Source organism: Cellulomonas jepli, assembly GCF_047229345.1.
Lineage (GTDB): Bacteria > Actinomycetota > Actinomycetes > Actinomycetales > Cellulomonadaceae > Cellulomonas_A.
The window spans coordinates 1-23,854 of sequence record NZ_JBFTER010000074.1 but is presented as its reverse complement, the minus strand read 5'-3'; the positions used below and the strand labels follow the sequence as shown (position 1 = coordinate 23,854).

Annotated in this window: 20 protein-coding genes; 19 read left to right on the top strand and 1 reads right to left on the bottom strand. The window is 73.5% G+C overall.

The window, feature by feature from the left end; genetic code table 11:
- Nucleotides 1-1,494: S1C family serine protease (locus AB6N24_RS16130; protein WP_412870402.1), on the top strand; the 1,494-nt coding region annotated here is incomplete at its 5' end.
- A gap of 138 nt (nucleotides 1,495-1,632) precedes the next feature.
- On the opposite strand, the gene AB6N24_RS16125 is transcribed toward AB6N24_RS16130, so the two are convergent.
- The gene (locus AB6N24_RS16125) at nucleotides 1,633-3,024 is read right to left on the bottom strand and encodes an isochorismate synthase (protein WP_412870401.1); all 1,392 of its coding nucleotides are present in this window, start codon (nucleotides 3,022-3,024) and stop codon (nucleotides 1,633-1,635) included.
- A gap of 51 nt (nucleotides 3,025-3,075) precedes the next feature.
- Here AB6N24_RS16125 and AB6N24_RS16120 point away from each other — a divergent pair, with 51 nt between their 5' ends.
- The 18 genes from AB6N24_RS16120 to AB6N24_RS16035 form a co-directional block, all read left to right on the top strand.
- Nucleotides 3,076-3,768 (top strand): demethylmenaquinone methyltransferase, encoded by a 693-nt coding sequence (locus AB6N24_RS16120; protein WP_412870400.1) that lies wholly within the window; start codon nucleotides 3,076-3,078, stop codon nucleotides 3,766-3,768.
- Between the two features lie 196 nt (nucleotides 3,769-3,964).
- Nucleotides 3,965-5,257: a geranylgeranyl reductase family protein gene (locus AB6N24_RS16115; protein WP_412870399.1), complete on the top strand. Its 1,293-nt coding sequence runs from the start codon at nucleotides 3,965-3,967 to the stop codon at nucleotides 5,255-5,257.
- 61 nt (nucleotides 5,258-5,318) lie between these two features.
- Nucleotides 5,319-5,681: an NADH-quinone oxidoreductase subunit A gene (locus AB6N24_RS16110; protein WP_141371887.1), complete on the top strand. Its 363-nt coding sequence runs from the start codon at nucleotides 5,319-5,321 to the stop codon at nucleotides 5,679-5,681.
- A gap of 12 nt (nucleotides 5,682-5,693) precedes the next feature.
- Nucleotides 5,694-6,245 (top strand): NuoB/complex I 20 kDa subunit family protein, encoded by a 552-nt coding sequence (locus AB6N24_RS16105; RefSeq protein WP_141371886.1) that lies wholly within the window; start codon nucleotides 5,694-5,696, stop codon nucleotides 6,243-6,245.
- Nucleotides 6,242-7,003 (top strand): NADH-quinone oxidoreductase subunit C, encoded by a 762-nt coding sequence (locus AB6N24_RS16100; protein ID WP_412870398.1) that lies wholly within the window; start codon nucleotides 6,242-6,244, stop codon nucleotides 7,001-7,003. The genes AB6N24_RS16105 and AB6N24_RS16100 overlap by 4 nt, the downstream gene beginning before the upstream one ends.
- Nucleotides 7,003-8,361 (top strand): NADH-quinone oxidoreductase subunit D, encoded by a 1,359-nt coding sequence (locus AB6N24_RS16095; protein ID WP_412870397.1) that lies wholly within the window; start codon nucleotides 7,003-7,005, stop codon nucleotides 8,359-8,361. The genes AB6N24_RS16100 and AB6N24_RS16095 overlap by 1 nt, the downstream gene beginning before the upstream one ends.
- Nucleotides 8,361-9,377 (top strand): NADH-quinone oxidoreductase subunit NuoE, encoded by a 1,017-nt coding sequence (gene nuoE, locus AB6N24_RS16090; protein WP_412870396.1) that lies wholly within the window; start codon nucleotides 8,361-8,363, stop codon nucleotides 9,375-9,377. The genes AB6N24_RS16095 and nuoE overlap by 1 nt, the downstream gene beginning before the upstream one ends.
- Nucleotides 9,377-10,723 carry an NADH-quinone oxidoreductase subunit NuoF gene (nuoF, locus tag AB6N24_RS16085; protein ID WP_412870395.1) on the top strand — a complete coding sequence of 449 codons (1,347 nt, stop codon included), beginning with the start codon at nucleotides 9,377-9,379 and terminating at the stop codon, nucleotides 10,721-10,723. Before nuoE ends, nuoF begins: the two co-directional genes overlap by 1 nt.
- The gene (locus AB6N24_RS16080) at nucleotides 10,720-13,365 is read left to right on the top strand and encodes an NADH-quinone oxidoreductase subunit G (protein WP_412870394.1); all 2,646 of its coding nucleotides are present in this window, start codon (nucleotides 10,720-10,722) and stop codon (nucleotides 13,363-13,365) included. Before nuoF ends, AB6N24_RS16080 begins: the two co-directional genes overlap by 4 nt.
- Nucleotides 13,362-14,747 (top strand): NADH-quinone oxidoreductase subunit NuoH, encoded by a 1,386-nt coding sequence (nuoH, locus tag AB6N24_RS16075; RefSeq protein ID WP_412870393.1) that lies wholly within the window; start codon nucleotides 13,362-13,364, stop codon nucleotides 14,745-14,747. The genes AB6N24_RS16080 and nuoH overlap by 4 nt, the downstream gene beginning before the upstream one ends.
- A complete protein-coding gene (gene nuoI, locus AB6N24_RS16070) occupies nucleotides 14,740-15,534 on the top strand; it encodes an NADH-quinone oxidoreductase subunit NuoI (RefSeq protein WP_412870392.1) in 795 nt (264 codons plus the stop codon). Before nuoH ends, nuoI begins: the two co-directional genes overlap by 8 nt.
- Nucleotides 15,531-16,463: an NADH-quinone oxidoreductase subunit J gene (locus AB6N24_RS16065; protein WP_412870391.1), complete on the top strand. Its 933-nt coding sequence runs from the start codon at nucleotides 15,531-15,533 to the stop codon at nucleotides 16,461-16,463. The genes nuoI and AB6N24_RS16065 overlap by 4 nt, the downstream gene beginning before the upstream one ends.
- Nucleotides 16,460-16,759 carry an NADH-quinone oxidoreductase subunit NuoK gene (gene nuoK, locus AB6N24_RS16060; protein WP_034634562.1) on the top strand — a complete coding sequence of 100 codons (300 nt, stop codon included), beginning with the start codon at nucleotides 16,460-16,462 and terminating at the stop codon, nucleotides 16,757-16,759. The genes AB6N24_RS16065 and nuoK overlap by 4 nt, the downstream gene beginning before the upstream one ends.
- 103 nt (nucleotides 16,760-16,862) lie before the next feature.
- Nucleotides 16,863-18,767: an NADH-quinone oxidoreductase subunit L gene (gene nuoL, locus AB6N24_RS16055; protein ID WP_412870403.1), complete on the top strand. Its 1,905-nt coding sequence runs from the start codon at nucleotides 16,863-16,865 to the stop codon at nucleotides 18,765-18,767.
- Between the two features lie 15 nt (nucleotides 18,768-18,782).
- Nucleotides 18,783-20,327: an NADH-quinone oxidoreductase subunit M gene (locus tag AB6N24_RS16050; protein WP_412870390.1), complete on the top strand. Its 1,545-nt coding sequence runs from the start codon at nucleotides 18,783-18,785 to the stop codon at nucleotides 20,325-20,327.
- Entirely contained in the window at nucleotides 20,324-22,105 is a 1,782-nt protein-coding gene (nuoN, locus tag AB6N24_RS16045; protein WP_412870389.1) for an NADH-quinone oxidoreductase subunit NuoN, read from the top strand. The genes AB6N24_RS16050 and nuoN overlap by 4 nt, the downstream gene beginning before the upstream one ends.
- Nucleotides 22,106-22,152: 47 nt before the next feature.
- The gene (locus tag AB6N24_RS16040) at nucleotides 22,153-23,160 is read left to right on the top strand and encodes a polyprenyl synthetase family protein (RefSeq protein ID WP_412870388.1); all 1,008 of its coding nucleotides are present in this window, start codon (nucleotides 22,153-22,155) and stop codon (nucleotides 23,158-23,160) included.
- A 55-nt stretch (nucleotides 23,161-23,215) separates the two neighbouring features.
- The coding region (locus AB6N24_RS16035) for an RDD family protein (protein ID WP_412870387.1) at nucleotides 23,216-23,854 on the top strand (639 nt) is incomplete at its 3' end.

The following is a 23,854-nucleotide window of genomic DNA, read 5'->3' as shown; positions in this document are numbered from 1 at the left end:
GCCCCCGGCCACGCCCCGGGTGCCGGCCACGCCCCGGGTGCCGGCCAGCCCGGCGTCGGCCAGCCCGGCTCTGCGCCGGCCGCGGGCCAGGCCCCGCACCGCACCAACCCGTTCCTGCCCCCGCACCCCGCCGCCCCCGCCGACCTGCGCGCCGCGCACGAGGCCCAGCACGGCACGCCGGGTCAGCCCGCCGGTCCCGGTCAGCACGGCGGCCCGGGCGTCCCCGGCGGACCGCAGGCCGCCGTCGCGACCCACGAGCGCGGGCGCCCGATGTGGCTGCCCGTCGCGGCGGCCGCGGTGGCCGCGGCGCTCGTCGCGACGCTCACCACCATCGGAGTCTCGGACGCGCTCGACGACGACGACACGTCGACCCCGGCGTCGCTCACGTCGATCGGCCAGGCGCGCAACGCCGAGGTCCCCGTCGAGGGCTCGAACGCCGACGACCCGGACTGGGAGGCGGTCATCGCGGCCGTCCAGGAGTCGGTCGTCGCGATCGAGGTCAGCACGCAGCAGGGCGGCTCGCAGGGCTCGGGCGTGATCATCGACGACGACGGCAACATCGTGACGAACAACCACGTCGTCGCGGGCGCCGGCCAGGGCGAGCTCCGCGTCACGCTCTCGGACGGCCGCATCTTCCCCGCGTCGATCGTGGGCACGGACCCGACCACGGACCTCGCGGTCATCCGCCTCGACGACGCCCCGGACGACCTCACGCCCGCGGCGTTCGGCGACTCCGACGACGTGACCGTCGGCGAGGCGGTCCTCGCGGTCGGCAACCCGCTCGGCCTCGCGAACACCGCGACGACCGGCATCGTCTCGGCGCTCGACCGCCCGGTCTCGACCTCCGAGCAGGGCGGCTCCGACACGGTCGTGACGAACGCGATCCAGATCGACGCCGCGGTCAACCCCGGGAACTCGGGCGGCCCGCTGTTCGACGCGCAGGGCCGCGTCATCGGCATCACGTCGTCGATCGCGACGCTGTCGAGCCAGTCCGGCTCGATCGGCCTCGGGTTCGCGATCCCGGTCAACCTGGCGAAGCAGATCGCCGCCCAGCTCGTCGAGGACGGCACGGCGGAGCACGCGTTCCTTGGCGTCTCGCTGAGCGACGGCACGGCGACCGCGGACGGTGTGACGCGCCGCGGCGCGGTCGTCCAGGAGGTGACGTCGGGCTCGCCCGCCGCCGAGGCCGAGCTGGCCGCGGAGGACGTCATCGTGGCGATCGACGGCCGCCCGGTCGCGGGCGCCGAGTCCCTGACCGCGTACGTGCGCGAGCGCGCCGCGGGCGCGGAGGCGACGCTCACGGTCGTGCGCGGCGACCAGGCGCGCGAGGTCGAGGTGACGCTCGCGGCCCGCGAGGAGACCACGACGAGCCAGGGCCAGGACCCGCAGCCGCAGCTCCCCGAGAACAGCGAGGACATGACGCCCGAGCAGCTCTGGGAGTGGTTCCAGCAGCAGCAGCAGCAGGGCCAGGGCGGCGGGCAGGGGAACGGCTGACGGAGCCCCGGGCGCGCCGTCCCCCCTGCGCGCCCGGACCGGGGCAGGACCGGACCCCTGCTGGTCCCGCCCCACGCGGACGGCCGGTGCCCTCGGGCGCCGGCCGTCCGTCGTTCCCGCAGGGCGGCTGCGGGTGGCTCAGTCCGTCGGTGCCCCGGTCGACGCGAGCGCGTCGCGCATCGGCACGAGCTTCGCCTCCGACTCCGCGAGCTCGGCGGCCGGGTCGGACGCGGCGACGATGCCGCAGCCCGCGAACAGCCGGATGCGGTGCGGGTCGTCCGGGTCCAGCGCGGCGGAGCGCAGCGCGATGCCCCACTCGCCGTCGCCGTCACCGCCGAACCAGCCGACCGGGCCGGCGTAGCGCGCACGGTCCATGCCCTCGATCCGCGCGATGAGCTCGCGCGCCGCGGACGTGGGCGTGCCGCACACCGCGGCGGTCGGGTGCAGCGCCGCGGCGAGCGCGAGGCTCGTGGGGTGCTCGGTGGACGGCTCCGCGCCGCCGACGAGGACCCCGGTCACGTCGCTCGCGAGGTGCAGCACGTTGGGCAGGTGCAGCACGAACGGCACGTCGGGCACGTTGATCGACGAGCAGAACGGCTCGAGCGCGTGCCCGACGGACGCGACCGCGTACTCGTGCTCCTCGAGGTCCTTCGACGAGTGCGCGAGGATCGCGGCGCGCCCGAGGTCGGCGGCGTCGTCGCCGGTCCGGCGGATCGTGCCGGCCAGCACGCGCGACGTCACGAGCCCCTTCTCGGAGCGCACGAGCAGCTCGGGGGTCGCGCCGATCATGCCGTCGACCGAGAACGTCCAGCACGACGGGTACCGCTCGGCGAGCCGCCCGAGGGGCCAGCGCGCGTCGATCGGGTGCTCGGTGCGCGCGCAGACGTCGCGGGCGAGCACGGCCTTGTCGACCTCGCCCGCACGGATCGCCGCGACGGCGCGCGCGACGACGTCCTTCCACGGCTCGGCGGGCACCGCGCCGTCGCCGTACTCGACCCTCCCGGGGGAGGGCGCGGGCTCGAGGTCGCCGACGAGCTCGTCGAGCGACGGCGCCGGGCGAAGCCGCCCGCCGGACTCGATCGTCGTGAGCCACGCCCGTCCGCCCCGGCGTCCGACGATCACGCGCGGGACGACGACGACGCCGCCCGCGGGGGAGTCGTCGTCGAACGCGAAGGAGCCGAACGCGACCGGGCCCGTGCCGGGGAGCCCGACCTCGTCGCGCACGATCGCGTGCGCGAGGACGTCGCGCCAGGCCGCCTCGGCGTCGGTGAACCGCGCCGCGCCGCCGACCTCGAACCGCAGCGCCTCGCCCCAGGCGACGAGCCCGTCGCCCCGGCGCACCCAGGCGAGCGGGGCGTCCGCGGGCAGCAGGTCGACGAGGTCGCGCGGGTCCGGGGTCGTGTACCGGCTCCGGGCGGCGTCGCCGGCCGCCCCGCCGCGGCGTGCGCGGCCGAGCTCCTCGAGCCCGTCGAGGGGGACCGTGCGCACGACGAGCGGGTGCGGGACGGCGTCGGGCAGGCTGCTGGTCATCGCCTTCAGGGTACGGTCCGCAGCATGTGGATCTCCTGAGACGATGGCCACATGCCCCGCGCCAGCCTCGACAAGGACCCCCGCGACGTCGCGACGATGTTCGACGCCGTCGCGCGCCGCTACGACCTGACGAACGACGTGATCTCGCTCGGGCAGGACCGCGCCTGGCGCCGGGCGACCCTCGCGGCGCTCGCGGCCCAGCCGGGGGAGACGGTCCTGGACCTCGCGGCGGGCACCGGCACGTCGAGCGAGCCGCTCGCGGACGCGGGCGTGCGCGTCGTCCCGTGCGACCTGTCGTTCGGGATGCTGTCGGTCGGCAAGCGCCGGCGCCCCGACCTCGGCTTCGTGGCGGGCAACGCGACGCAGCTGCCGTTCGCGGACGCGTCGTTCGACGCCGTGACGATCTCGTTCGGGCTGCGCAACGTCGTGGACACCGAGGGCGCGCTCGCGGAGATGCTGCGCGTGACGCGCCCGGGCGGGCGGCTCGTGGTGTGCGAGTTCTCGACGCCGACGCTCAAGCCCTTCCGCACGGTCTACACCGAGTACCTCATGCGCGCGCTGCCGCCGGTCGCCCGGGCGGTGTCGAAGGAGCCCGACGCGTACGTGTACCTCGCGGAGTCGATCCGCGCGTGGCCGGACCAGCGGGAGCTCGGCCGCACGCTGCGCCGGGCCGGCTGGGACGGCGTCGCCTACCGCAACCTCACCGGCGGGGTCGTCGCCCTGCACCGCGCGACGCGTCCCTGACGGCTCTCCGAGCGCTCGCGGCGGGGCCCACGGGTGCCTGCCGAGCGCGTGCGGAGGTCGTGCACGAGCCGTGTGCGGGGCGTGCAGGAGCGGTGCGCCGGGAGGTGAGGCAACCCTTCCAAGACACGCTCTGTGACCGCGGTTACACTCGCTGGAAGTCGTGTGTGAACGTCTTCACAAGTGAGGCGAGACCGTCATGAACGCAGGGCACGATGACGCTGACGTCATCGTCGTGGGTGCTGGACCCGCCGGGTCCAGCGCCGCGTACTACTGCGCGTCCGCGGGTCTGTCGGTGCTCCTGCTCGAGAAGGCGGCGTTCCCCCGGGACAAGATCTGCGGCGACGGCCTGACCCCGCGCGCGGTCGCCGAGCTCGCCGCGATGGGCGTCTCGCTGCGCGAGGACCAGGGCTGGATCCGCAACCAGGGCCTGCGCGTCGTCGGCGGCGGGCACCGCCTCGAGCTGCCGTGGCCCGAGCTGTCGAGCTACCCGTCGTACGGGCTCGCGCGCAGCCGCATGAGCCTCGACCACCTGCTCGCCGACCACGCGCGTGCGGCCGGCGCCAAGCTGCTCGAGCGCACCAACGTCACGGGTCCCGTGCTCGACGAGCGCACCGGCCGGGTCGTCGGCGTGACCGCGCGCCCGGTCGACGACGCCGGGCGCCGCGCGGGCGAGGAGGTCACCTACCGCGCGCCCCTCGTCATCGCCGCCGACGGCGTCTCCGCCCGGCTCGCGACGTCGCTCGGCCTCGAGAAGCGCATGGACCGCCCGATGGGGGTCGCGGTCCGCACCTACTTCCGCACCCCCCGCCACGACGACCCGTGGATGGAGAGCCACCTCGAGCTGTGGGACGGCGCCCCGGGGCGCTCGAACCTCATGCCCGGCTACGGCTGGATCTTCTCGCTCGGCGACGGCACCGCGAACGTCGGCCTCGGCAGCGTCGCCTCGACGGCCGCCGCGACGAAGGTCGACTACAAGGACCTGTTCGCGAAGTGGATGGCGAACGCCCCCGAGGAGTGGGAGTTCACGCCCGAGAACCAGCTCGCCCCCGTGCGCGGCGCGGCGCTGCCGATGGGCTTCAACCGCGGGCCGCTCTACGGCAACGGGCTCATGCTCGTCGGCGACTCCGCGGGCATGGTCAGCCCGTACAACGGCGAGGGCATCGCGTACGGGCTCCAGGCCGGGCGGATCGCCGCCGACGCCGCGGTGCAGGCCGCCGCGCGCGGGTCCGCCGCGGGCCGGGAGCGCGCGCTCGCGACGTACCAGACCCGCATGAAGGACGAGCTCGGCGGCTACTACACGCTGGGCCGCGTCTTCGTCCGGCTCATCGAGAACCCGCAGGTCATGCGGCTCTGCACGCGCTACGGGCTCCCGCGCCCGCTGCTCATGCGGTTCACGCTCAAGCTGCTCGCGGACTGCTACGAGCCGCGCGGCGGCGACATGGTCGACCGCGTCATCTCGGGCCTCACGCGACTGGCGCCGGCCGCATGACCGCCCCCGCCAGCCCGACCGTCACGACCACGACGATGCCGCCCACCGGGAGGGCACACCGATGAACAACCCGTACGCGCCGCTGCTCGTGATGATGGGCATCGCCGCCGTGCTCGCGCTCGGCGGAGTCGGGGCCAGCGTGATCCTGGGCCCCAAGCGCTACAACCGCGCCAAGCTCGAAGCGTACGAGTGCGGCATCGAGCCGACCCCGCACGCGATCGGCGGCGGGCGGTTCCCGATCAAGTACTACCTGGTGGCCATGACGTTCATCATCTTCGACATCGAGGTGGTGTTCCTCTACCCCTGGGCGGTCAACTTCACGGAGCTCGCGACCTTCGGGCTCGTCGCGATGATGGGATTCCTCGTCCTGATCACGGTGCCGTTCGTGTACGAGTGGCGCCGCGGCGGGTTCGAGTGGGACTGAGGGTGAGCTGACATGGGCATCGAAGAGGCACCGTCCGGATTCCTGCTGACGACGGTCGAGAACCTCGTCGGGTACTTCCGCAAGGGGTCGCTCTGGCCCGTCACGTTCGGTCTCGCGTGCTGCGCGATCGAGATGATGGCGACCGGGACCCCGCGCTACGACATCTCCCGCTTCGGCATGGAGGTCTTCCGCGCGTCGCCGCGCCAGGCCGACCTCATGATCGTCGCGGGCCGCGTGAGCCAGAAGATGGCGCCGGTCGTGCGCCAGGTCTACGACCAGATGCCCGAGCCCAAGTGGGTCCTGTCGATGGGCGTGTGCGCGTCGTCGGGCGGGATGTTCAACAACTACGCGATCGTCCAGGGCGTCGACCACGTCGTGCCGGTCGACATCTACCTGCCCGGCTGCCCGCCGCGCCCGGAGATGCTGATCAACGCGATCCTCGCCCTGCACGACCAGATCCAGGCCGCGCCGCTCGGCGTGAACCGTCGCGAGGCCGCGGCCGCCGCCGAGGCCGCCGCGCTCGAGGCGACGCCGACGTCGCACATGAAGGGGCTGCTGGCATGAGCGACGCGACCCCCGCAGGCACTGCCGGCGACCCGGGCAAGCTCGGCGACGCGATCGAGAAGGTCGCCCAGCACCCGCTGCCGCCCGACCGCGCGACCCTCGAGGTCGTCGACGTCCGCCAGGGCATGTTCGGCGTCAAGGGCACGGGCGACACGTCGGGCTTCGGCGGTCTCGTGCTGCCCGTCGCGCTCCCGGGGCCGAGCGAGCGGCCGTACGGCGGCTGGTTCGACGAGGTCGTCGACGTCCTCACCGAGATCCTCGACGAGTCCGGTACCGGCTTCACCAACGCCGTCGAGTACGTGGTCGTGGACCGCGACGAGCTCACGCTGCACGTCGCGCGCGCGCACCTCCCCGAGGTGGCCCAGGCGCTGCGGGACGACCAGGACCTGCGCTTCGAGCTGAGCCTCGGGGTCTCGGGCGTGCACTACCCGCACGAGACGGGCCGCGAGCTGCACGCGGTCTACCACCTCGTGTCGATCACCCACAGCCGCCGGATCCGCCTCGAGGTCGCGGTCGCCGACACGGACCCGCACATCCCGTCGACGGTGTCGGTCTACCCGACGCACGACTGGCACGAGCGCGAGACGTGGGACTTCTTCGGGATCGTCTTCGACGGTCACCCCGCGCTTGCACGCATCGAGATGCCGGACGACTGGCCCGGCCACCCGCAGCGCAAGGACTACCCCCTCGGCGGGATCCCGGTCGAGTACAAGGGCGCGACCGTGCCGCCCCCGGACCAGCGGAGGTCGTACAGCTGATGTCCACCCACACCCCTTCCCAGCCCCGCGCCACGGGCAACGTCGTCGACGACGACACGACGGGCATCCCGTCGTTCGAGGCGAACGGCGGCGACTGGTCCGACATCGCCGAGGAGGCCGCACGCCTCGGCGAGGAGCGCATCGTCGTCAACATGGGTCCGCAGCACCCGTCGACGCACGGCGTGCTCCGGCTCATGCTCGAGATCGACGGCGAGACGATCACCGAGGCGCGGGCCGGCATCGGCTACCTGCACACCGGCATCGAGAAGAACATGGAGTTCCGGACCTGGTCCCAGGGCCCCACGTTCTGCACGCGCATGGACTACGTGGCCCCGCTGTTCCAGGAGGCCGCGTACTGCCTGGCCGTCGAGAAGCTGCTCGGCATCACCGACGACGTCCCGGAGCGGGCGACCGTGATCCGGGTGCTGATGATGGAGCTGAACCGGATCTCGTCGCACCTCGTGTGCCTCGCGACCGGCGGCAACGAGCTCGGCGCGACGACGATCATGACGGTCGGCTTCACGGCGCGCGAGGAGGTCCTCAAGATCTTCGAGCTGATCACGGGCCTGCGGATGAACCACGCGTACATCCGCCCGGGCGGCGTCGCGCAGGACATCCCGCCGGGGGCGCTCGACACGATCCGCGAGTCGCTCGTGACGATGCGGCACTACTTCCGCCAGCTCGAGGACCTCATGCTGGCCAACCCGATCCTGCAGGCGCGCCTCAAGGGCGTCGGGTACCTCAACCTCGCGGGCTGCATGGCGCTCGGCGTGACCGGCCCGGTGCTCCGCTCCGCCGGCCTGCCGTACGACGTGCGCAAGGCGACCCCGTACTGCGGCTACGAGACCTACGACTTCGAGGTCCCGACGTCGACGGAGGCCGACTCCTGGTCGCGCGTGGTCCTGCGCATGGAGGAGTGCTACCAGTCCATGCGGATCGTCGAGCAGACGCTCGACCGTCTCCAGGCGATCGGCCCGGGGCCCGTCATGGTCGCCGACAAGAAGGTCGCCTGGCCCGCGCAGCTCGCGATCGGCTCGGACGGCATGGGCAACTCGCTCGACCACATCCGGGAGATCATGGGCACCTCGATGGAGGCCCTGATTCACCACTTCAAGCTCGTGACCGAGGGCTTCCGGGTCCCGGCCGGGCAGGTCTTCCAGACCGTCGAGCAGCCCCGCGGCGAGCTCGGCGTGCACCTGGTCTCGGACGGCGGCACGAAGCCGTACCGCGCGCACTTCCGGGACCCCTCGTTCACCAACCTGCAGGCCGTCTCGCTCATGTGCGAGGGCGGCCAGGTCGCCGACGTCGTCGTCGCGGTGGCCTCGCTCGACCCCGTCCTGGGAGGGGTGGACCGCTGATGTCCGTCGAGAACAGCACGCACGCCGACGTGAGCGCCGGCGCCCGTGCGCCGCACCGGCACGCGGCGTACGACGAGGCGACGTTCGCCCGCCTGGCCGCCGACGCCGAGCAGATCGTCGCCCGCTACCCGCAGGCACGCTCGGCGCTGCTGCCGATGCTGCACCTCGTGCAGAGCGAGGACGGCTACGTCTCTCCCGCGGGCATCGCGTTCTGCGGTCAGATGCTCTCGCTCACGACCGCCGAGGTCTCCGCGGTCGCGACGTTCTACTCGCAGTACAAGCGCCGGCCCAACGGCGAGTACACGGTCGGGGTCTGCACCAACACGCTCTGCGCCGTCATGGGCGGCGACGCGATCTGGGCGGAGCTCTCCGAGCACCTCGAGGTCGGGCACGACGAGACGACCCCGGACGGCAAGGTCACGCTCGAGCGCATCGAGTGCAACGCGGCGTGCGACTACGCGCCGGTCGTGATGGTCAACTGGGAGTTCTTCGACAACCAGACGCCGGCGACCGCGGTCGAGACCGTCGACCGGCTGCGTGCCGGCGAGCCGGTCGCCCCGACCCGCGGCGCGGCGAGCGTCTGCTCGTTCAAGGCGATGTCGCGCGTGCTCGCGGGGTTCCCGGACGGCCGGGCCGACGAGGGCGTGGGCGCGGGTGAGGCGACCGTGCGCGGCACGCGCCTGGCCCGCGAGCGGGGCTGGACGGCGCCCGCGTTCCCGGGGGAGAGCGGTGCGGCCGCCGACGGCACCGACGGCAAGCAGCCCGAGGCCACGCCGGGCACCACCGAGCCCGAGCCCAAGGCAGGTGCGGAGCGCCCGGCGGGCACGACGCCGCGCACCCGGACCGCCGCGGGCGCACCGGCGACGCGCACGGCGCCCGAGGCCGCGAAGGCCGCGGGCACCCCGGAGGTCGGCGCCGAGCAGTCGAGCGCCCAGCGCACCCCGGAGGGTCCCGCGGACACCTCCACGGCCGCGCAGGAGAAGAAGCAGCAGTCCGAGCAGGCCAAGGAGTCCTGATGAGCGAGCCGACCACCCTCGCGCCCGTCCTGAGCGACATCTGGGACGCGGACCGCTCGTGGACCCTGCAGACGTACCTCGCGCACGGTGGCTATGAGGGCCTGCGCGCCGCCCTGCGGCAGGACCCCGCGACGGTCGTGGCGACCGTCAAGGACTCGGGCCTGCGCGGGCGCGGCGGCGCCGGGTTCCCGTCGGGCATGAAGTGGGGCTTCCTGCCCCCGCCCGACGGCGGCCCGCGCTACCTCGTCGTCAATGCCGACGAGTCCGAGCCGGGGACCTGCAAGGACATCCCGCTCATGCTCGCGAGCCCGCAGCACCTGATCGAGGGCGTCGCGATCACGTCGTACGCGATCGGCTGCAACCACGCCTTCATCTACGTGCGCGGCGAGGTCCTGCACGTGTACCGCCGCCTGCTGCGCGCGGTCGAGGAGGCGTACGCCGCGGGCTACCTCGGCAAGGACGTGCTCGGCTCGGGCTACGACCTCGACGTCACGGTGCACGCCGGTGCGGGCGCGTACATCTGCGGCGAGGAGACGGCGCTGCTCGACTCGCTCGAGGGCCTGCGCGGCCAGCCGCGCCTCAAGCCCCCGTTCCCCGCGGTCGCCGGCCTGTACGCGCGTCCGACCGTCGTGAACAACGTCGAGACCATCGCGTCGGTGCCCGGGATCCTGCGCGGCGGCGCCGGCTGGTTCACGAGCATGGGCACCGAGAAGTCGGCGGGGCACGGGCTGTTCTCGCTCTCGGGCCACGTGACCCGGCCCGGGCAGTACGAGGCGCCGCTCGGCATCACGCTGCGCGAGCTCCTCGACATGGCGGGCGGGGTCCGCGAGGGCCACGAGCTCAAGTTCTGGACGCCCGGCGGCTCGTCGACCCCGATCTTCACCGCGGAGCACCTCGACATCCCGCTCGACTACGAGTCGGTGCAGAAGGCCGGGTCGATGCTCGGGACGCGCGCGCTGCAGATCTTCGACGAGACGACGTCGGTGGTCCGGGCCGTGACGCGGTGGACCGAGTTCTACAAGCACGAGTCGTGCGGCAAGTGCACGCCGTGCCGCGAGGGCACGTTCTGGCTCGCCCAGGTGCTCCAGCGCCTCGAGGCCGGGCAGGGCACGAGCGAGGACATCGACCTGCTGCTCGACCTGTGCGACAACATCCTCGGGCGCTCGTTCTGCGCGCTCGGCGACGGTGCGACGAGCCCGATCACGTCGGCCATCCAGTACTTCCGGGAGGAGTTCGAGGCGGGCACGCACACGCCCGCCGACGTCCTGTTCCCGCCCGAGCGCAGCGCGCTGTTCACCTACACCCCGCGCCGCGGCGCGGGGCAGCTCGCGGGGGTCCACGCATGACCATCACGACAGGCAAGCCCGCCACGCCCGGTTCGCCGAGCGCCGGGCCGTCGTCGCCGGGCAACGACGCCCAGGCGCCGAAGGGTCCCGACGCGGTGACCTTCACGATCGACGACGTCGAGGTCGCGGTCCCCAAGGGCACGCTCGTGATCCGCGCCGCCGAGCAGATCGGCATCCAGATCCCGCGGTTCTGCGACCACCCGCTCCTGGCCCCGGCCGGTGCCTGCCGCCAGTGCCTCGTCGAGGTCTGGGCTCCCGGGCGCGACGGCGCGCTCGCGAAGATGCCCAAGCCCCAGGCGTCGTGCACGCTCGAGGCGACGCCCGGCATGCAGGTCAAGACGCAGCTCACCTCGGCCGAGGCCGACAAGGCGCAGCACGGCGTCATGGAGCTCCTGCTCATCAACCACCCGCTCGACTGCCCGGTGTGCGACAAGGGCGGCGAGTGCCCGCTGCAGAACCAGGCGATGAGCAACGGCCGGGCCACCTCGCGCTTCGTCGACATCAAGCGCACGTTCCCCAAGCCGATCGCGATCTCGACGCAGGTCCTGCTCGACCGCGAGCGCTGCATCCTGTGCCAGCGCTGCACCCGGTTCTCCAAGGAGATCGCGGGCGACGCCTTCATCGACCTGCAGAAGCGCGGCGCGATGCAGCAGATCGGGCGCTTCGACACCGGGGTGCTCGGCTTCGCGGGCGAGGGCCCGGTCGGCACCGCGCTCGAGGACGAGTCGGGGCGGCCGTTCGCGTCCTACTTCTCGGGCAACACGATCCAGATCTGCCCGGTCGGGGCGCTCACGAGCGCGACGTACCGGTTCCGCTCGCGCCCGTTCGACCTCGTGTCGACCCCCGGGATCTCCGAGCACGACTCGTGCGGCTCGGCGATCCGCGTCGACCACCGCCGGGGCGTCGTGCTGCGCCGCCTCGCGGGCGAGGACCCCGCGGTCAACGAGGAGTGGATCACCGACAAGGACCGCTTCGCGTTCACGTGGCAGTCGGCGCCGGACCGGCTGACGACCCCGCTCGTGCGGGACGAGGAGACCGGCGAGCTGCGCCCGGCGAGCTGGGCCGAGGCGCTCGACGTCGCGGCGGCGGGCCTGCAGGCGGCGCTCGCGGGACCCGCCGCGACCGACGCCCCGCGTGGCGTCGGGGTGCTGCCGGGCGGCCGCGTGACGCTCGAGGACGCCTACGCCTGGGCCAAGTTCGCGCGCGTGACGCTCGGCACCAACGACGTCGACCTGCGCGCCCGCCCGCACTCCGCGGAGGAGGAGGCGTTCCTCGCCTCGGCCGTCGCCGGGCAGGGCATGCCGGTGACCTTCGCGGACCTCGAGAAGGCGCCGAGCGTGCTGCTCGTCGGCCTCGAGGCCGAGGAGGAGGCCGGGATCACGTTCCTGCGCCTGCGCAAGGGCGTCGTCGCCGGCACCACGCGCGTCTCCGCGATCGCCCCGCTCGCGAGCCGCGGGCTCGAGCGGCTCGACGGGACGCTGCTCGCGGCGGCCCCCGGGACGGAGGCCGAGGTGCTCGACGCCGTCGGCACCGACGCGGCCGACGTGCGGCTGCAGGACCTCGCCGCGGCGCTCGTCGCACCGGGTGCGGTCATCCTCGTCGGGGAGCGCCTGGGGCTCGTGCAGGGCGGGCTGTCCGCCGCGCTGCGCCTCGCCCGGCGCACGGGCGCCCGCCTCGCGTGGGTCCCGCGCCGTGCGGGTGAGCGTGGCGGCGTCGAAGCCGGCGCGCTGCCGAGCCTCCTGCCGGGCGGTCGCCCGGTCGCCGACGCCGCGGCCCGCGTGGACGTCGCCGCGGTGTGGGGCGTCGACCACCTGCCGCAGGCACCGGGCCGCTCGACCGCGAAGATCCTCAAGGCCGCACGCAAGGGCCGCCTCGGCGCGCTGGTCGTCGGCGGCGTCGACGTGCGCGACCTGCCGGACCCCGCGAAGGCGCGTGCGGCGCTCGCCGCGGTGCCGTTCCTCGTCTCGCTCGAGGTGCGCCGCTCCGAGGTCACCGAGCTCGCCGACGTCGTGCTGCCGGTCGCACCGCCGGTCGAGAAGGCCGGCACGTTCCTCACGTGGGAGGGGCGCCCGCGCCCGTTCCCCCAGGCGCTGACGTCGACCGCGATGGCCGACCACCGCGTGCTCGACCAGCTCGCGGACGTGCTCGGCGCGGACCTCGGGCTGCGCACGCTCGCGCAGGTGCACGCCGAGCTCGACCAGCTCGGCGCCTGGGACGGCGCGCGCGTCGCGGAGCCGTCGCTCGAGGCCGCCGAGCCGCCGTCGGTCGCCCCCGGCGACGCGGTCCTCGCGACGTGGCACCAGCTGCTCGACGCCGGTCGGCTCCAGGACGGCGAGGCGTTCCTCGCGGGCACCGCGAAGCGCCCGGTCGCGCGCGTCTCGGCCGCGACCGCCGCGGGCGCCGGCGTCGTCGACGGCGGGCTGCTCGCGGTCTCGACCGACGCGGGCACGATCCAGCTCCCGGTGCTCGTCACCGACATGCCGGACCACGTCGTCTGGCTGCCGACCGCCTCGCCGGGGAGCCTCGTGCGTGACACCCTGCGCGCGGGCCCCGGCTCGCGGGTCCGGCTCGCGCCGGGCTCGCAGGACCTGACGGCCGGCGGCGCCGGTGCCGCGACGACGCACACGGAGGTGCTCGCATGAGCCTGCTCACCGGGGTGCTGCCCGCCGCCGTGGAGGGCGGCGGGGGCGTGGGGGCCGCGGCCGCCGCGGACTTCAGCAACGACAACTTCTGGATCTGGCTGCTCAAGGCGGTCGCGATCATCGTCTTCCTGCTGACGAGCGTCCTCATCGCCATCTGGTTCGAGCGCAAGGTCGTCGCGCGCATGCAGGTCCGCCCCGGACCCAACGTGCACGGCCCGTTCGGCCTGCTCCAGTCGCTCGCCGACGCGATGAAGCTCCTGGTCAAGGAGGACATCACCGTCAAGGCGGCCGACAAGCTCGTCTACATCCTGGCGCCGATGATCGCGGTGTTCTGCTCGCTGCTGACGTTCGCGGTCATCCCGTTCGGCCCGGCCGTGAGCCTGTTCGGCATCGTGACGCCGCTGCAGCTCACGGACTTCCCGGTCGCGACGCTGTACATCCTCGCGTGCGCGTCCGTCGGGGTGTACGGGATCGTCCTCGGCGGCTGGTCGTCGGGGTCGACCTACCCGCTGCTCGGCTCGGTCCGCTCGACCGCCCAGGTCATCTCCTACGAGCTCGCGATGGGCCTGTCGCTGGTCAGCGTGTTCATCATCGCGGGGTCGATGTCGACGTCGCAGATCGTGAGCTCGCAGACGCAGATCTGGTGGTTCCTGCCGCTGCTGCCCGCGTTCGTGATCTACGTGATCTCGATGGTGGGCGAGACCAACCGCCTGCCGTTCGACCTCCCCGAGGCCGAGGGCGAGCTCGTGTCCGGGTACATGACCGAGTACTCGTCGATGAAGTTCGCGTGGTTCTTCCTCGCGGAGTACATCAACATGCTCAACGTCTCGGCGGTCGCGACGACGCTGTTCCTGGGCGGCTGGCGGGCGCCGTGGCCGATCTCCGCGATCAACGACGGGATGTTCAACGAGGGCTGGTGGCCCGTCCTGTGGTTCCTCGCGAAGGTCTGGATGTTCATGTTCCTGTTCGTGTGGATCCGCGGCTCGGTGCTGCGCTTCCGCTACGACCAGTTCATGAAGATCGGCTGGAAGGTCCTCATCCCGATCGCGCTCGGCTGGGTCGTGTGCGTCGCCGTCGTGCAGGGCGTCCGCCAGTTCTCCGGCCTCGACCTGCGCACGACGCTGTTCGTGATCGCGGGCGTCGTGCTCGCCGGGGTCCTGGTGTCGTTCCTGATCCCGGAGAAGAAGGACGAGCCGGCGCCCGAGCCGGGCGAGCCCGAGGAGTTCGACGCGTTCGCGGGCGGCTTCCCGGTGCCCCCGCTGCCCGGCCAGGTGCTCCCGCCCTCGCCGCGCCAGCAGCGCCGCGCGCAGGCGGCCCGGGACGCCGCGGCCCAGGCCCCGACCGAGACCCCCCAGGTCACCCAGGAGGTGCACGGTGGCTGACCCCACGAAGGACCCGAAGGACGCGTCGAAGGACGTGACGGCCCGCCCGCAGGGCGGCGAGGTGGGCGCAGCCGCGCCCGCGGGCTACACCCCGCTCATCGAGCCCCGCACGGGCCTCGGCGAGATGCTCGCGCCCGTCGGCGGCTTCGGCGTGACGTTCTCCAACATGTTCCGCCCGACGGTCACCGAGCAGTACCCGTTCGAGAAGGTGCCGGCCAAGCCGCGCTACCACGGCCGCCACCAGCTCAACCGGTACGCGGACGGCCTGGAGAAGTGCATCGGCTGCGAGCTGTGCGCGTGGGCCTGCCCGGCGGACGCGATCTACGTCGAGGGCGCCGACAACGCGCCCGACGCCCAGTTCTCGCCGGGGGAGCGGTACGGCCGCGTCTACCAGATCAACTACCTGCGCTGCATCTTCTGCGGGCTGTGCATCGAGGCATGCCCGACGCGCGCGCTCACGATGACCAACGAGTACGAGCTCGCGGGCCCGACGCGCGAGGGCCTCATCTACGAGAAGCAGGACCTGCTCGCGCCGCTCGGGGAGGGCATGCTCCCGGCGCCGCACCCGATGGTCGAGGGCACGACCGACGACGCGTACTACCGCGGCGAGGTCACGGGCCCGACGCAGACCCAGAAGGTCTGGGTCGAGCTGCACCGGCCGAGCGAGGGCGCACCCGGCGCCGCGTCCGGCGCGCCGGCCCACGACCACGGCACGCACGCCCACCCGACCGCGGGCCAGGACCCCCACGAGCCGCTCATGCGCACTGCCGGGCAGGAGACCCGATGAGCCACCTCACAGCGGTGCTGCCCGCCGCGATCACCGACGCCGGCACCACCTCGGGCGGCGAGGCGGCGCTGTTCTGGGTCCTCGCGCCGATCATGGTCCTCGCCGCGCTCGGGCTGCTGTTCGCCCGCAAGGCCGTGCACGCCGCGATGGCGGTCGTCGCGGTGATGATCTCGCTCGCGTTCCTGTACGTCGCGCAGGAGGCGCCGTTCCTCGGCGTCGTCCAGGTCGTCGTGTACACCGGCGCGGTCATGATGCTGTTCCTCTTCGTGCTCATGCTCGTGGGCGTCGACGCCTCCGACTCGCTCGTCGAGACCATCCGCGGCCAGCGCTGGATCGGCCTGGTCGCCGGGGCCGGGATCGCCGCGATGCTGGTCGGGGTCGTCACGCGCGTGACCTACCCGACGGCCCGCGGGCTCGAGGCGGCCAACGCCGACACGAACCCGGTGGGCGTGGCGCGGCTCGTGTTCGGCGAGTACGTCTTCGCGTTCGAGGTCGTCGGCGCGCTCCTGGTGACCGCCGCGCTCGGGGCGCTCGTGCTCACGCACCGCCAGCGGCTCGTGCGCAAGGTCGGCCAGAAGGAGCGGGCGGACGCGCGCGTCGCCGCGGGCGGCGTCATCACGCCGCTGCCGGCCCCGGGCGTGTACGCGCGGCACAACGCGATGGACGTCCCCGCGCTCGACCCCCAGGGCAACCCGATCGACATCTCCGTGCCGCGCGTGCTGCGCATCCGCGGCCAGGAGGCCGGGACGGAGCGGTTCGCCGCGACGATCCCCCCGCGCGACGCGGGCTCCGTCGGCACGATCGTGCGGGACGCCTCGGACGCGGGCGAGCACCGCGACCGGCCGCTCCCGGACGCCGCCCCTCCCGGCCTGACGTCCGGCCCGGCGACGCCGATCACGACCGACCGTGGGACGGAGACAGCCCCGTGAGCCTGACCAACTACCTGGTCCTCTCGTCGATCCTGTTCGCGATCGGGGCCTCGACGGTCCTGCTGCGCCGCAACGCGATCATCGTGTTCATGGGCATCGAGCTCATGCTCAACGCGACCAACCTCGCGCTCGTGACGTTCGCGCGGATCCACGGCGACCTGACCGGCCAGGTCATGGCGTTCTTCGTCATGGTCGTCGCCGCGGCCGAGGTCGTCGTCGGGCTCGCGATCATCGTGGCGATCTTCCGTACCCGCCGGTCGGCCTCGGTCGACGACGTCAACCTGCTGAAGAGCTGAGAGGACGACGGTGCACACCCTGCTCCTCGCCCCCGCGCGCCTGCACGACGCCGCCGACGCGGCGCACGCGGCCGTCCCGCACGCCACCGCCGCCGAGGGCGCGCTGCAGACCAGCGCGTGGCTGCTGGTCGCGCTGCCGCTCGTGAGCGCCGCGGTCCTGCTGCTGCTCGGCCGCCGCGCCGACCGGTGGGGCCACTGGCTCGGTGTCGCCGCGTCCGGCGGCGCGTTCGTCGTCGGCGCCGGGCTGCTCGTGTCGCTGCTCGGTCTGGACGCCGAGGACCGGGTACGCGACCTGCACCTGTTCACGTGGCTGCCGGCGGGGACGTTCAACCTGGACGCGGGGCTGCGGCTCGACCCGCTGTCGCTCACGTTCGTGCTGCTCGTGACGTTCGTCGGCACGCTGATCCACGTGTACTCGGTCGCGTACACGGAGCACGACGCGGACCGTCGGCGGTTCTTCGCGTACCTCAACCTGTTCGTCGCCGCGATGCTCGTGCTCGTGCTCGCCGACAGCTACCTGCTGCTGTTCGTCGGCTGGGAGGGCGTCGGTCTCGCGTCCTACCTGCTCATCGGGTTCTGGAACCACCGCACGCCGTACGCGGTCGCCGCGAAGAAGGCCTTCATCGCGAACCGCATCGGCGACATCGGCCTGCTCGTCGCGCTCATGCTCATGTTCGCGACGTTCGGCGGCGTCGACTTCGCGACCGTGCACGAGGGCGTGGCCGACGCGAGCACCGGGACGCTCACCGTGATCGGGCTCATGCTGCTGCTCGCCGCGTGCGGCAAGTCGGCGCAGTTCCCGCTGCAGTCGTGGCTCGGCGACGCCATGGCCGGCCCGACGCCGGTCTCGGCGCTCATCCACGCCGCCACCATGGTCACGGCGGGCGTCTACCTCATCGTGCGCTCGGCGCCGGTGTTCGACGGAGCGCCCGAGGCCCAGCTCGTCGTCGCGGTCGTCGGCGCGATCACGCTGCTCTACGGGGCGATCGTCGGCTGCGCGAAGGACGACATCAAGAAGGCACTCGCGGCCTCGACGATGTCGCAGATCGGGTACATGGTGCTCGCCGCGGGGCTGGGCCCCGTCGGGTACGCGTTCGCGATCTTTCACCTCGTGACGCACGGCTTCTTCAAGGCCGGGATGTTCCTCGGCGCCGGCTCCGTGATGCACGGCATGGACGACCAGGTCGACATGCGCCGGTTCGGCGGGCTCGGGCGGTACATGAAGCTCACCTACTACACGTTCATGGCGGGCTGGCTCGCGATCCTGGGCATCCCGCCGTTCTCCGGCTTCTGGAGCAAGGACAAGATCATCGAGGCCGCATTCGTCCCGGTCGACGGGGCGCCGTGGCGGGCCTGGGTCTTCGGGACCGTCGCGCTGCTCGGCGCGGGCATCACCGCGTTCTACATGTCGCGGCTCTTCTTCATGACGTTCGAGGGTGAGCGCCGCTGGACCGCCCGCTCCGACGGTACCCCGCAGCACCCGCACGAGGCGCCGCGGCTCATGACGGTCCCGATGATCGTGCTCGCGGTCGGCTCGGTCGGGCTCGGCGCGGCCCTGTCGCTCGGCGGCGGCTTCACGTCGTGGCTCGAGCCGGTCACGGGGCACGTCGAGCACGAGGAGCCGGTCCTGCCCGCGTGGGTGCTCATCGCGGCGACGCTGGCCGTCGTCGTCGTCGGGCTCGTGCTCGCGTGGCGGCAGTACGCGACGTCGACCGTCCCGGTCGTCGCCCCCGCCGGCTCCCCGCTGACCCGCGCCGCGCGCGTCGACCTCTACCAGGACGCCGTGAACCACGCCGTCCTGGTCGAGCCCGGTCAGCACCTGACCCGTTCGCTCGTCTACGGGGACCGCCAGGTGGTCGACGGCGCGTTCTCGGGCCTCGGGCGCCTGACCATCGGGCTCGGCGACGCCGTCCGCCGGCTGCAGACGGGCTTCGCCCGCACGTACGCCGCGACGATGGCGCTCGGCCTCGTCGTCCTCGTCGTCGCCGTCCTGGCACCCCGGATCTGAGGGAGAGCACCACCGATGGCATCCGGATTCCCCTGGCTGACCGCCCTGATCGTGCTGCCGCTCGTCGGCGCCGCGGTCGTGTGGGCCCTGCCCTCCTCCGTCCGCACCCACGTGCGGCTCGTGGCGCTCGGCTTCGCGCTCGCCGAGCTGCTGCTCGGCGTCGGCGCGCTGCTCGCGTTCGACACCGCCGACTCGGCGACGCACCAGCTCACCGAGGTCCAGCCGTGGATCCCGACCTTCGGCGTGAGCTACGCGGTCGGCGTCGACGGCGTCGGGCTCTCGCTCGTGCTGCTCTCGGTGCTGCTCGTCCCGCTCGTCGTGCTCGCCGCGTGGCGGGAGCAGGGCGGCGACACCGGCCGGCTGCGGCACTACCTCGCGCTCGTCCTCGTGCTCGAGACGTTCATGGTCGCGGTGTTCGCCGCACGTGACGTCTTCCTGTTCTACGTGCTGTTCGAGGCGATGCTGATCCCGGTCTACTTCATGATCGGCGCGTTCGGGGGCGCCCACCGCCGGTACGCCGCGGTCAAGTTCCTGCTGTTCTCGCTCGCGGGCGGCCTGATCATGCTCGTCGGCGTGATCGCGCTGTACCTGCAGGGGCCGGGCGGGGCGGACGGCTTCCTCGTCGACAACCTCACGGGCCTCGAGCTGCCGGTGGCGACCGAGCGCTGGCTGTTCGTCGCGTTCTTCCTCGCGTTCGCGATCAAGGCGCCCATGTTCCCGGTGCACACCTGGCTGCCCGACGCGGCCGAGCAGGCGCCCGCCGGGACCTCGACGCTGCTCGTCGGCGTGCTCGACAAGGTCGGCACGTTCGGCATGCTGACGCTCTGCCTGCCGCTGTTCCCGAACGCCTCGCGCTGGGCCGCGCCCGTGGTGATCGTGCTCGCGGTCGTGTCGATCCTCTACGGCGCGCTGCTCGCGATCGGGCAGAAGGACCTCATGCGCCTCATCGCGTACACGTCGGTCTCGCACTTCGGGTTCATCGTGCTCGGCATCTTCGCCTTCACGTCGACGGCCGTCTCGGGCTCGTCGTTCTACATGGTCAACCACGGTCTCTCGACGGGTGCGCTGTTCCTGCTCGCCGGGTTCCTCGTCGCACGCCGCGGCTCGCAGCAGATCGCCGACTTCGGCGGCCTGCAGAGGGTCACGCCGGTGCTCGCCGGGACGTTCCTCGTGGTCGGCCTCTCGGCGCTCTCGCTGCCGGGCCTGTCGACGTTCGTCAGCGAGTTCCTCGTGCTCGTCGGGACGTTCGCGCGCAACGAGCCGGCCGCGATCGTGTCGGTCGTCGCCGTGGTGCTCGCGGCGCTCTACGTCCTGCTGACCTACCAGCGGGTGTTCACCGGGCCGGTGCGTGACGAGCTCGCGGCCGCACCGGACCTGAGCGGACGGGAGCGGTGGGTCGTCGCGCCGCTGATCGGGCTCATGCTCGTGCTCGGCTTCTACCCGGCGCCCGCGCTCGACCTCGTGCGCGAGCCCGCGGTGACGACCGTCGACCAGGTCGGCGCCGGTGACCTGCCCACCACGACCACGGCGGTCGCGACGGACGAGGGGAACGACAAGTGACCACCTTCACGGCGCCGGAGATCGACTGGGCGCAGCTCGCCCCCGTGCTCGTGGTGCTCGGCGCCGCGGTCGTCGGCGTGCTCGTCGAGGCCTTCGCCCCGCAGCACCTGCGCCGGCCGATCCAGCTCGGGCTCTCGCTCGCGGCGACGGCCGGGGCGCTCGTGGCCGTGGCCGCGCTGTGGAACGGGGTCCAGGAGAGCGGCGGCGTCGACGTGCTCGGCGGCTCCCTCCTCGTGGACGGCCCCACGCTCGTGCTCCAGGGCTCGATCGCGCTGTTCGCGCTGCTGTCGGTCCTCGTGATCGCCGACCGCACCGAGACCGGCGAGGACGCGTTCACGCCGCAGGCCGCCGCGATCCCGGGGTCGGACTACGAGGAGACCGCGCGCCGCAAGGGCCTCACGCAGACCGAGGTCTACCCGCTCGTGCTGTTCGCGACCGGCGGCATGCTGATCTTCCCCGCGACCGGTGACCTGCTCACGCTCTTCGTCGCGCTCGAGGTGCTCTCGCTCCCGCTGTACCTGCTGTGCGGGCTCGCGCGCCGCCGCCGCCTCCTGAGCCAGGAGGCCGCGATGAAGTACTTCCTGCTCGGGTCGTTCGCCTCGGCCGTGATGCTGTTCGGGATCGCGCTGCTCTACGGCTTCGCCGGCTCGGTGCGGTACGACGAGATCGCGGCCGCGACCGGCACTGCCGTGGGCCTCGACGGCCTGCTGCTCACCGGCGCCGTCATGGTGCTCGTCGGCCTGCTCTTCAAGGTCGGCGCCGTGCCGTTCCACGCGTGGACACCCGACGTCTACCAGGGCGCCCCGACCCCGATCACGGCGTTCATGGCGGCCTGCACCAAGGTCGCCGCGTTCGGCGCGCTCGTGCGCATCGTCTACGTCGTGCTCCCCGACCTGCAGTGGGACCTCGCACCCGCGCTGTGGGCGGTCGCGATCCTCACGATGGTCGTCGGCACCGTCGCGGCGCTGCTGCAGACCGACGTGAAGCGCATGCTGGCGTACTCGTCCATCGCGCACGCGGGCTTCGTGCTGACCGGGATCATCGCGCTCACGCAGGAGGGCCTCGCGTCGGTCCTGTTCTACCTGCTGGCGTACGGCGCGGCGACGATCGGGGCGTTCGCGATCGTGACGCTCGTGCGCGAGCGGTCCGGGGCCGGAGGTGCGCCGGTGTCCTCCGGCGACGCCCTCGACGACACCGCGGACGCGGCGGGCGGCTCGGTGCTCGGCGAGGCGACGCACCTGTCGCAGTGGGCCGGCCTCGGCCGGACGAACCCGCTGCTCGCGGGCACGTTCACGCTGTTCCTGCTCTCGTTCGCCGGGATCCCGCTCACCGCGGGCTTCACCGGGAAGTTCGCGGTGTTCTCGGCGGCGGTCGGGGGCGACGCGACGGTGCTCGCCGTCGTCGGCGTGCTGGCCTCGGCCGCCGCGGCGTTCTTCTACGTCCGGGTCATCGTCCTGATGTTCTTCACGAGCCCGGCGGCGGACGCGCGCGAGCGCGACGACGTGCGGGGGGCCGAGGCGGCGGGAGCCACCGCGGCCGGAGCCCCGTCGGGCACCTCGGGCACCGGCACGCAGGCGACCGCGGCAGCAACCGGCACATCCACCGGCGCGACGGCCACCGCGACGCTCGAGGCCGCGCGCACGACCACCACCGTGGTGTCCTCCGAGGGCCTCACGACGGTCGCGGTCGCGATCTGCGCGGTCCTGACCCTCGTCCTCGGGGTCGTGCCCGGGCCCGTGCTCGAGGTCGTCACCGACGCCGCGAGACTCCTCCCGTGACGGCGCGCGGTTCTCTGTCCCGCGCCTGCGGCGGCTAGGTTCGTCCCGTGACCTCCTCGACCTCCCTCCCGCTGGCCGACCCCGAGCTGGCCGAGCTGCTCTCGGGGCGCCTCGCGCTCGTCGAGGAGCGCCTGCGGGACGCCGTGACCCACGCGGACGCGCTCGCCGACGTGGCGTCGCGGCATCTCGTCAACGCGGGCGGCAAGCGGACCCGCCCCCTCCTGACGCTGCTGGCCTCGGAGCTCGGCGACGGCTCGCGGCGCGAGGTGCTCGACGCGGCGATCGTCGTCGAGCTCACGCACCTGGCGACCCTGTACCACGACGACGTGATGGACTCCGCGCCGCTGCGCCGCGGGGCGCCGTCGGCCCACGAGGTGTGGGGCAACTCCGTCGCGATCCTCACCGGGGACCTGCTGTTCGCCCGGGCGTCGGCGACCGTCGCCGGGCTCGGCCCGGAGGCCGTGCGCATCCAGGCGGCGACGTTCGAGCGGCTGTGTCTCGGGCAGCTCCACGAGACCGTCGGGCCCGCCGCGGGGGAGGATCCCGTCGCGCACTACCTGCAGGTGCTCTCCGACAAGACCGGCTCGCTCATCGCCACGTCGGCGCGGTTCGGCGCGATGTTCGCCGGCTGCCGCCCGAGCGTCGTGCGGACCGTCACGGCGTACGGGGAGAAGGTCGGCGTGGCGTTCCAGCTCGCGGACGACGTCCTCGACCTGACGTCCGACGGCGCGGTCACGGGCAAGACCCCGGGGACCGACCTGCGCGAGCGCGTCCCCACGATGCCCGCGCTGCTCCTGCGCCAGCGCGCGGCGTCGCCCGAGGGGACCGACGAGGACCGCGAGCTCGTGGCGCTGCTCGACGGCGACCTCACGAGCGACACCTCGCTCGCAGAGGCGGTCGCGGCCCTGCGGGCGCACGACGTCGTCGGGCTGACCCGGCAGCGTGCGGCGGACCTCGCGCGGGCTGCCGTCGTCGAGCTCGAGCCGCTGCCGGCCGGCGCCGCGAAGGACGCGCTCGTGTCGTTCGCCGACGCGCTGGTGGACCGGGCGTCCTGAGCGCGCGGCCCCGGCGCAGCCGCCCCGCCGACCGACCACTTCGAAGGAGAGCAGGATGAGCACGGTCCCGCGGGTGCGCGCCCAGCCGCCGGCGACGGAGTCGCTCGCCGGGACCGGCCGGCGCGTCCTGGCGCTGCTGGTCGACCAGCTCCTCGCGCTCCTGCTCGCCGCGGGCGCGAGCTCGATCGGCTACGGCATCGCGCTCGACGCCGTCCGCAGCTCCACGAGCGACGAGGTCGCGCCGGAGGTCGGGGCGATCCTGGCGCTGCCCCTCGTGGTGCTCGCCGTCTGCGGGATCGCGCAGTGGGTCGCGGAGGCGTTCACCGGGCGCACGCTCGGCGGCCTCGCCCTCGGCGTCCGCACGGTCGACGCCGACACCGGGCTGACCGTCGGGCTGCTCCGCATCTTCGTGCGCAACCTGGTGCTCGGCGCGGGGGCGCTCGTGTGCGGCGTCGGGCAGTTCGTGGTGGGCGCGTCGGGCGCGTGGGACTCCGCCGGGCGGCTGCAGGGGTGGCACGACAAGGTCGCCCGCACCGTCGTCGTCCGGAGCGGGGCGGGGGAGCCCGGCGCCGCCCGCGCGCCGCGGACCGAGCCCGCTCGACGTGCGGCCGACCTGAGCGCCCCGCGGCCCACGCCCACCGGCGAGGCGCCCCGGCGGGCCGCCGGCTCGGGCGGTGCCGAGTCGCTCATGCGC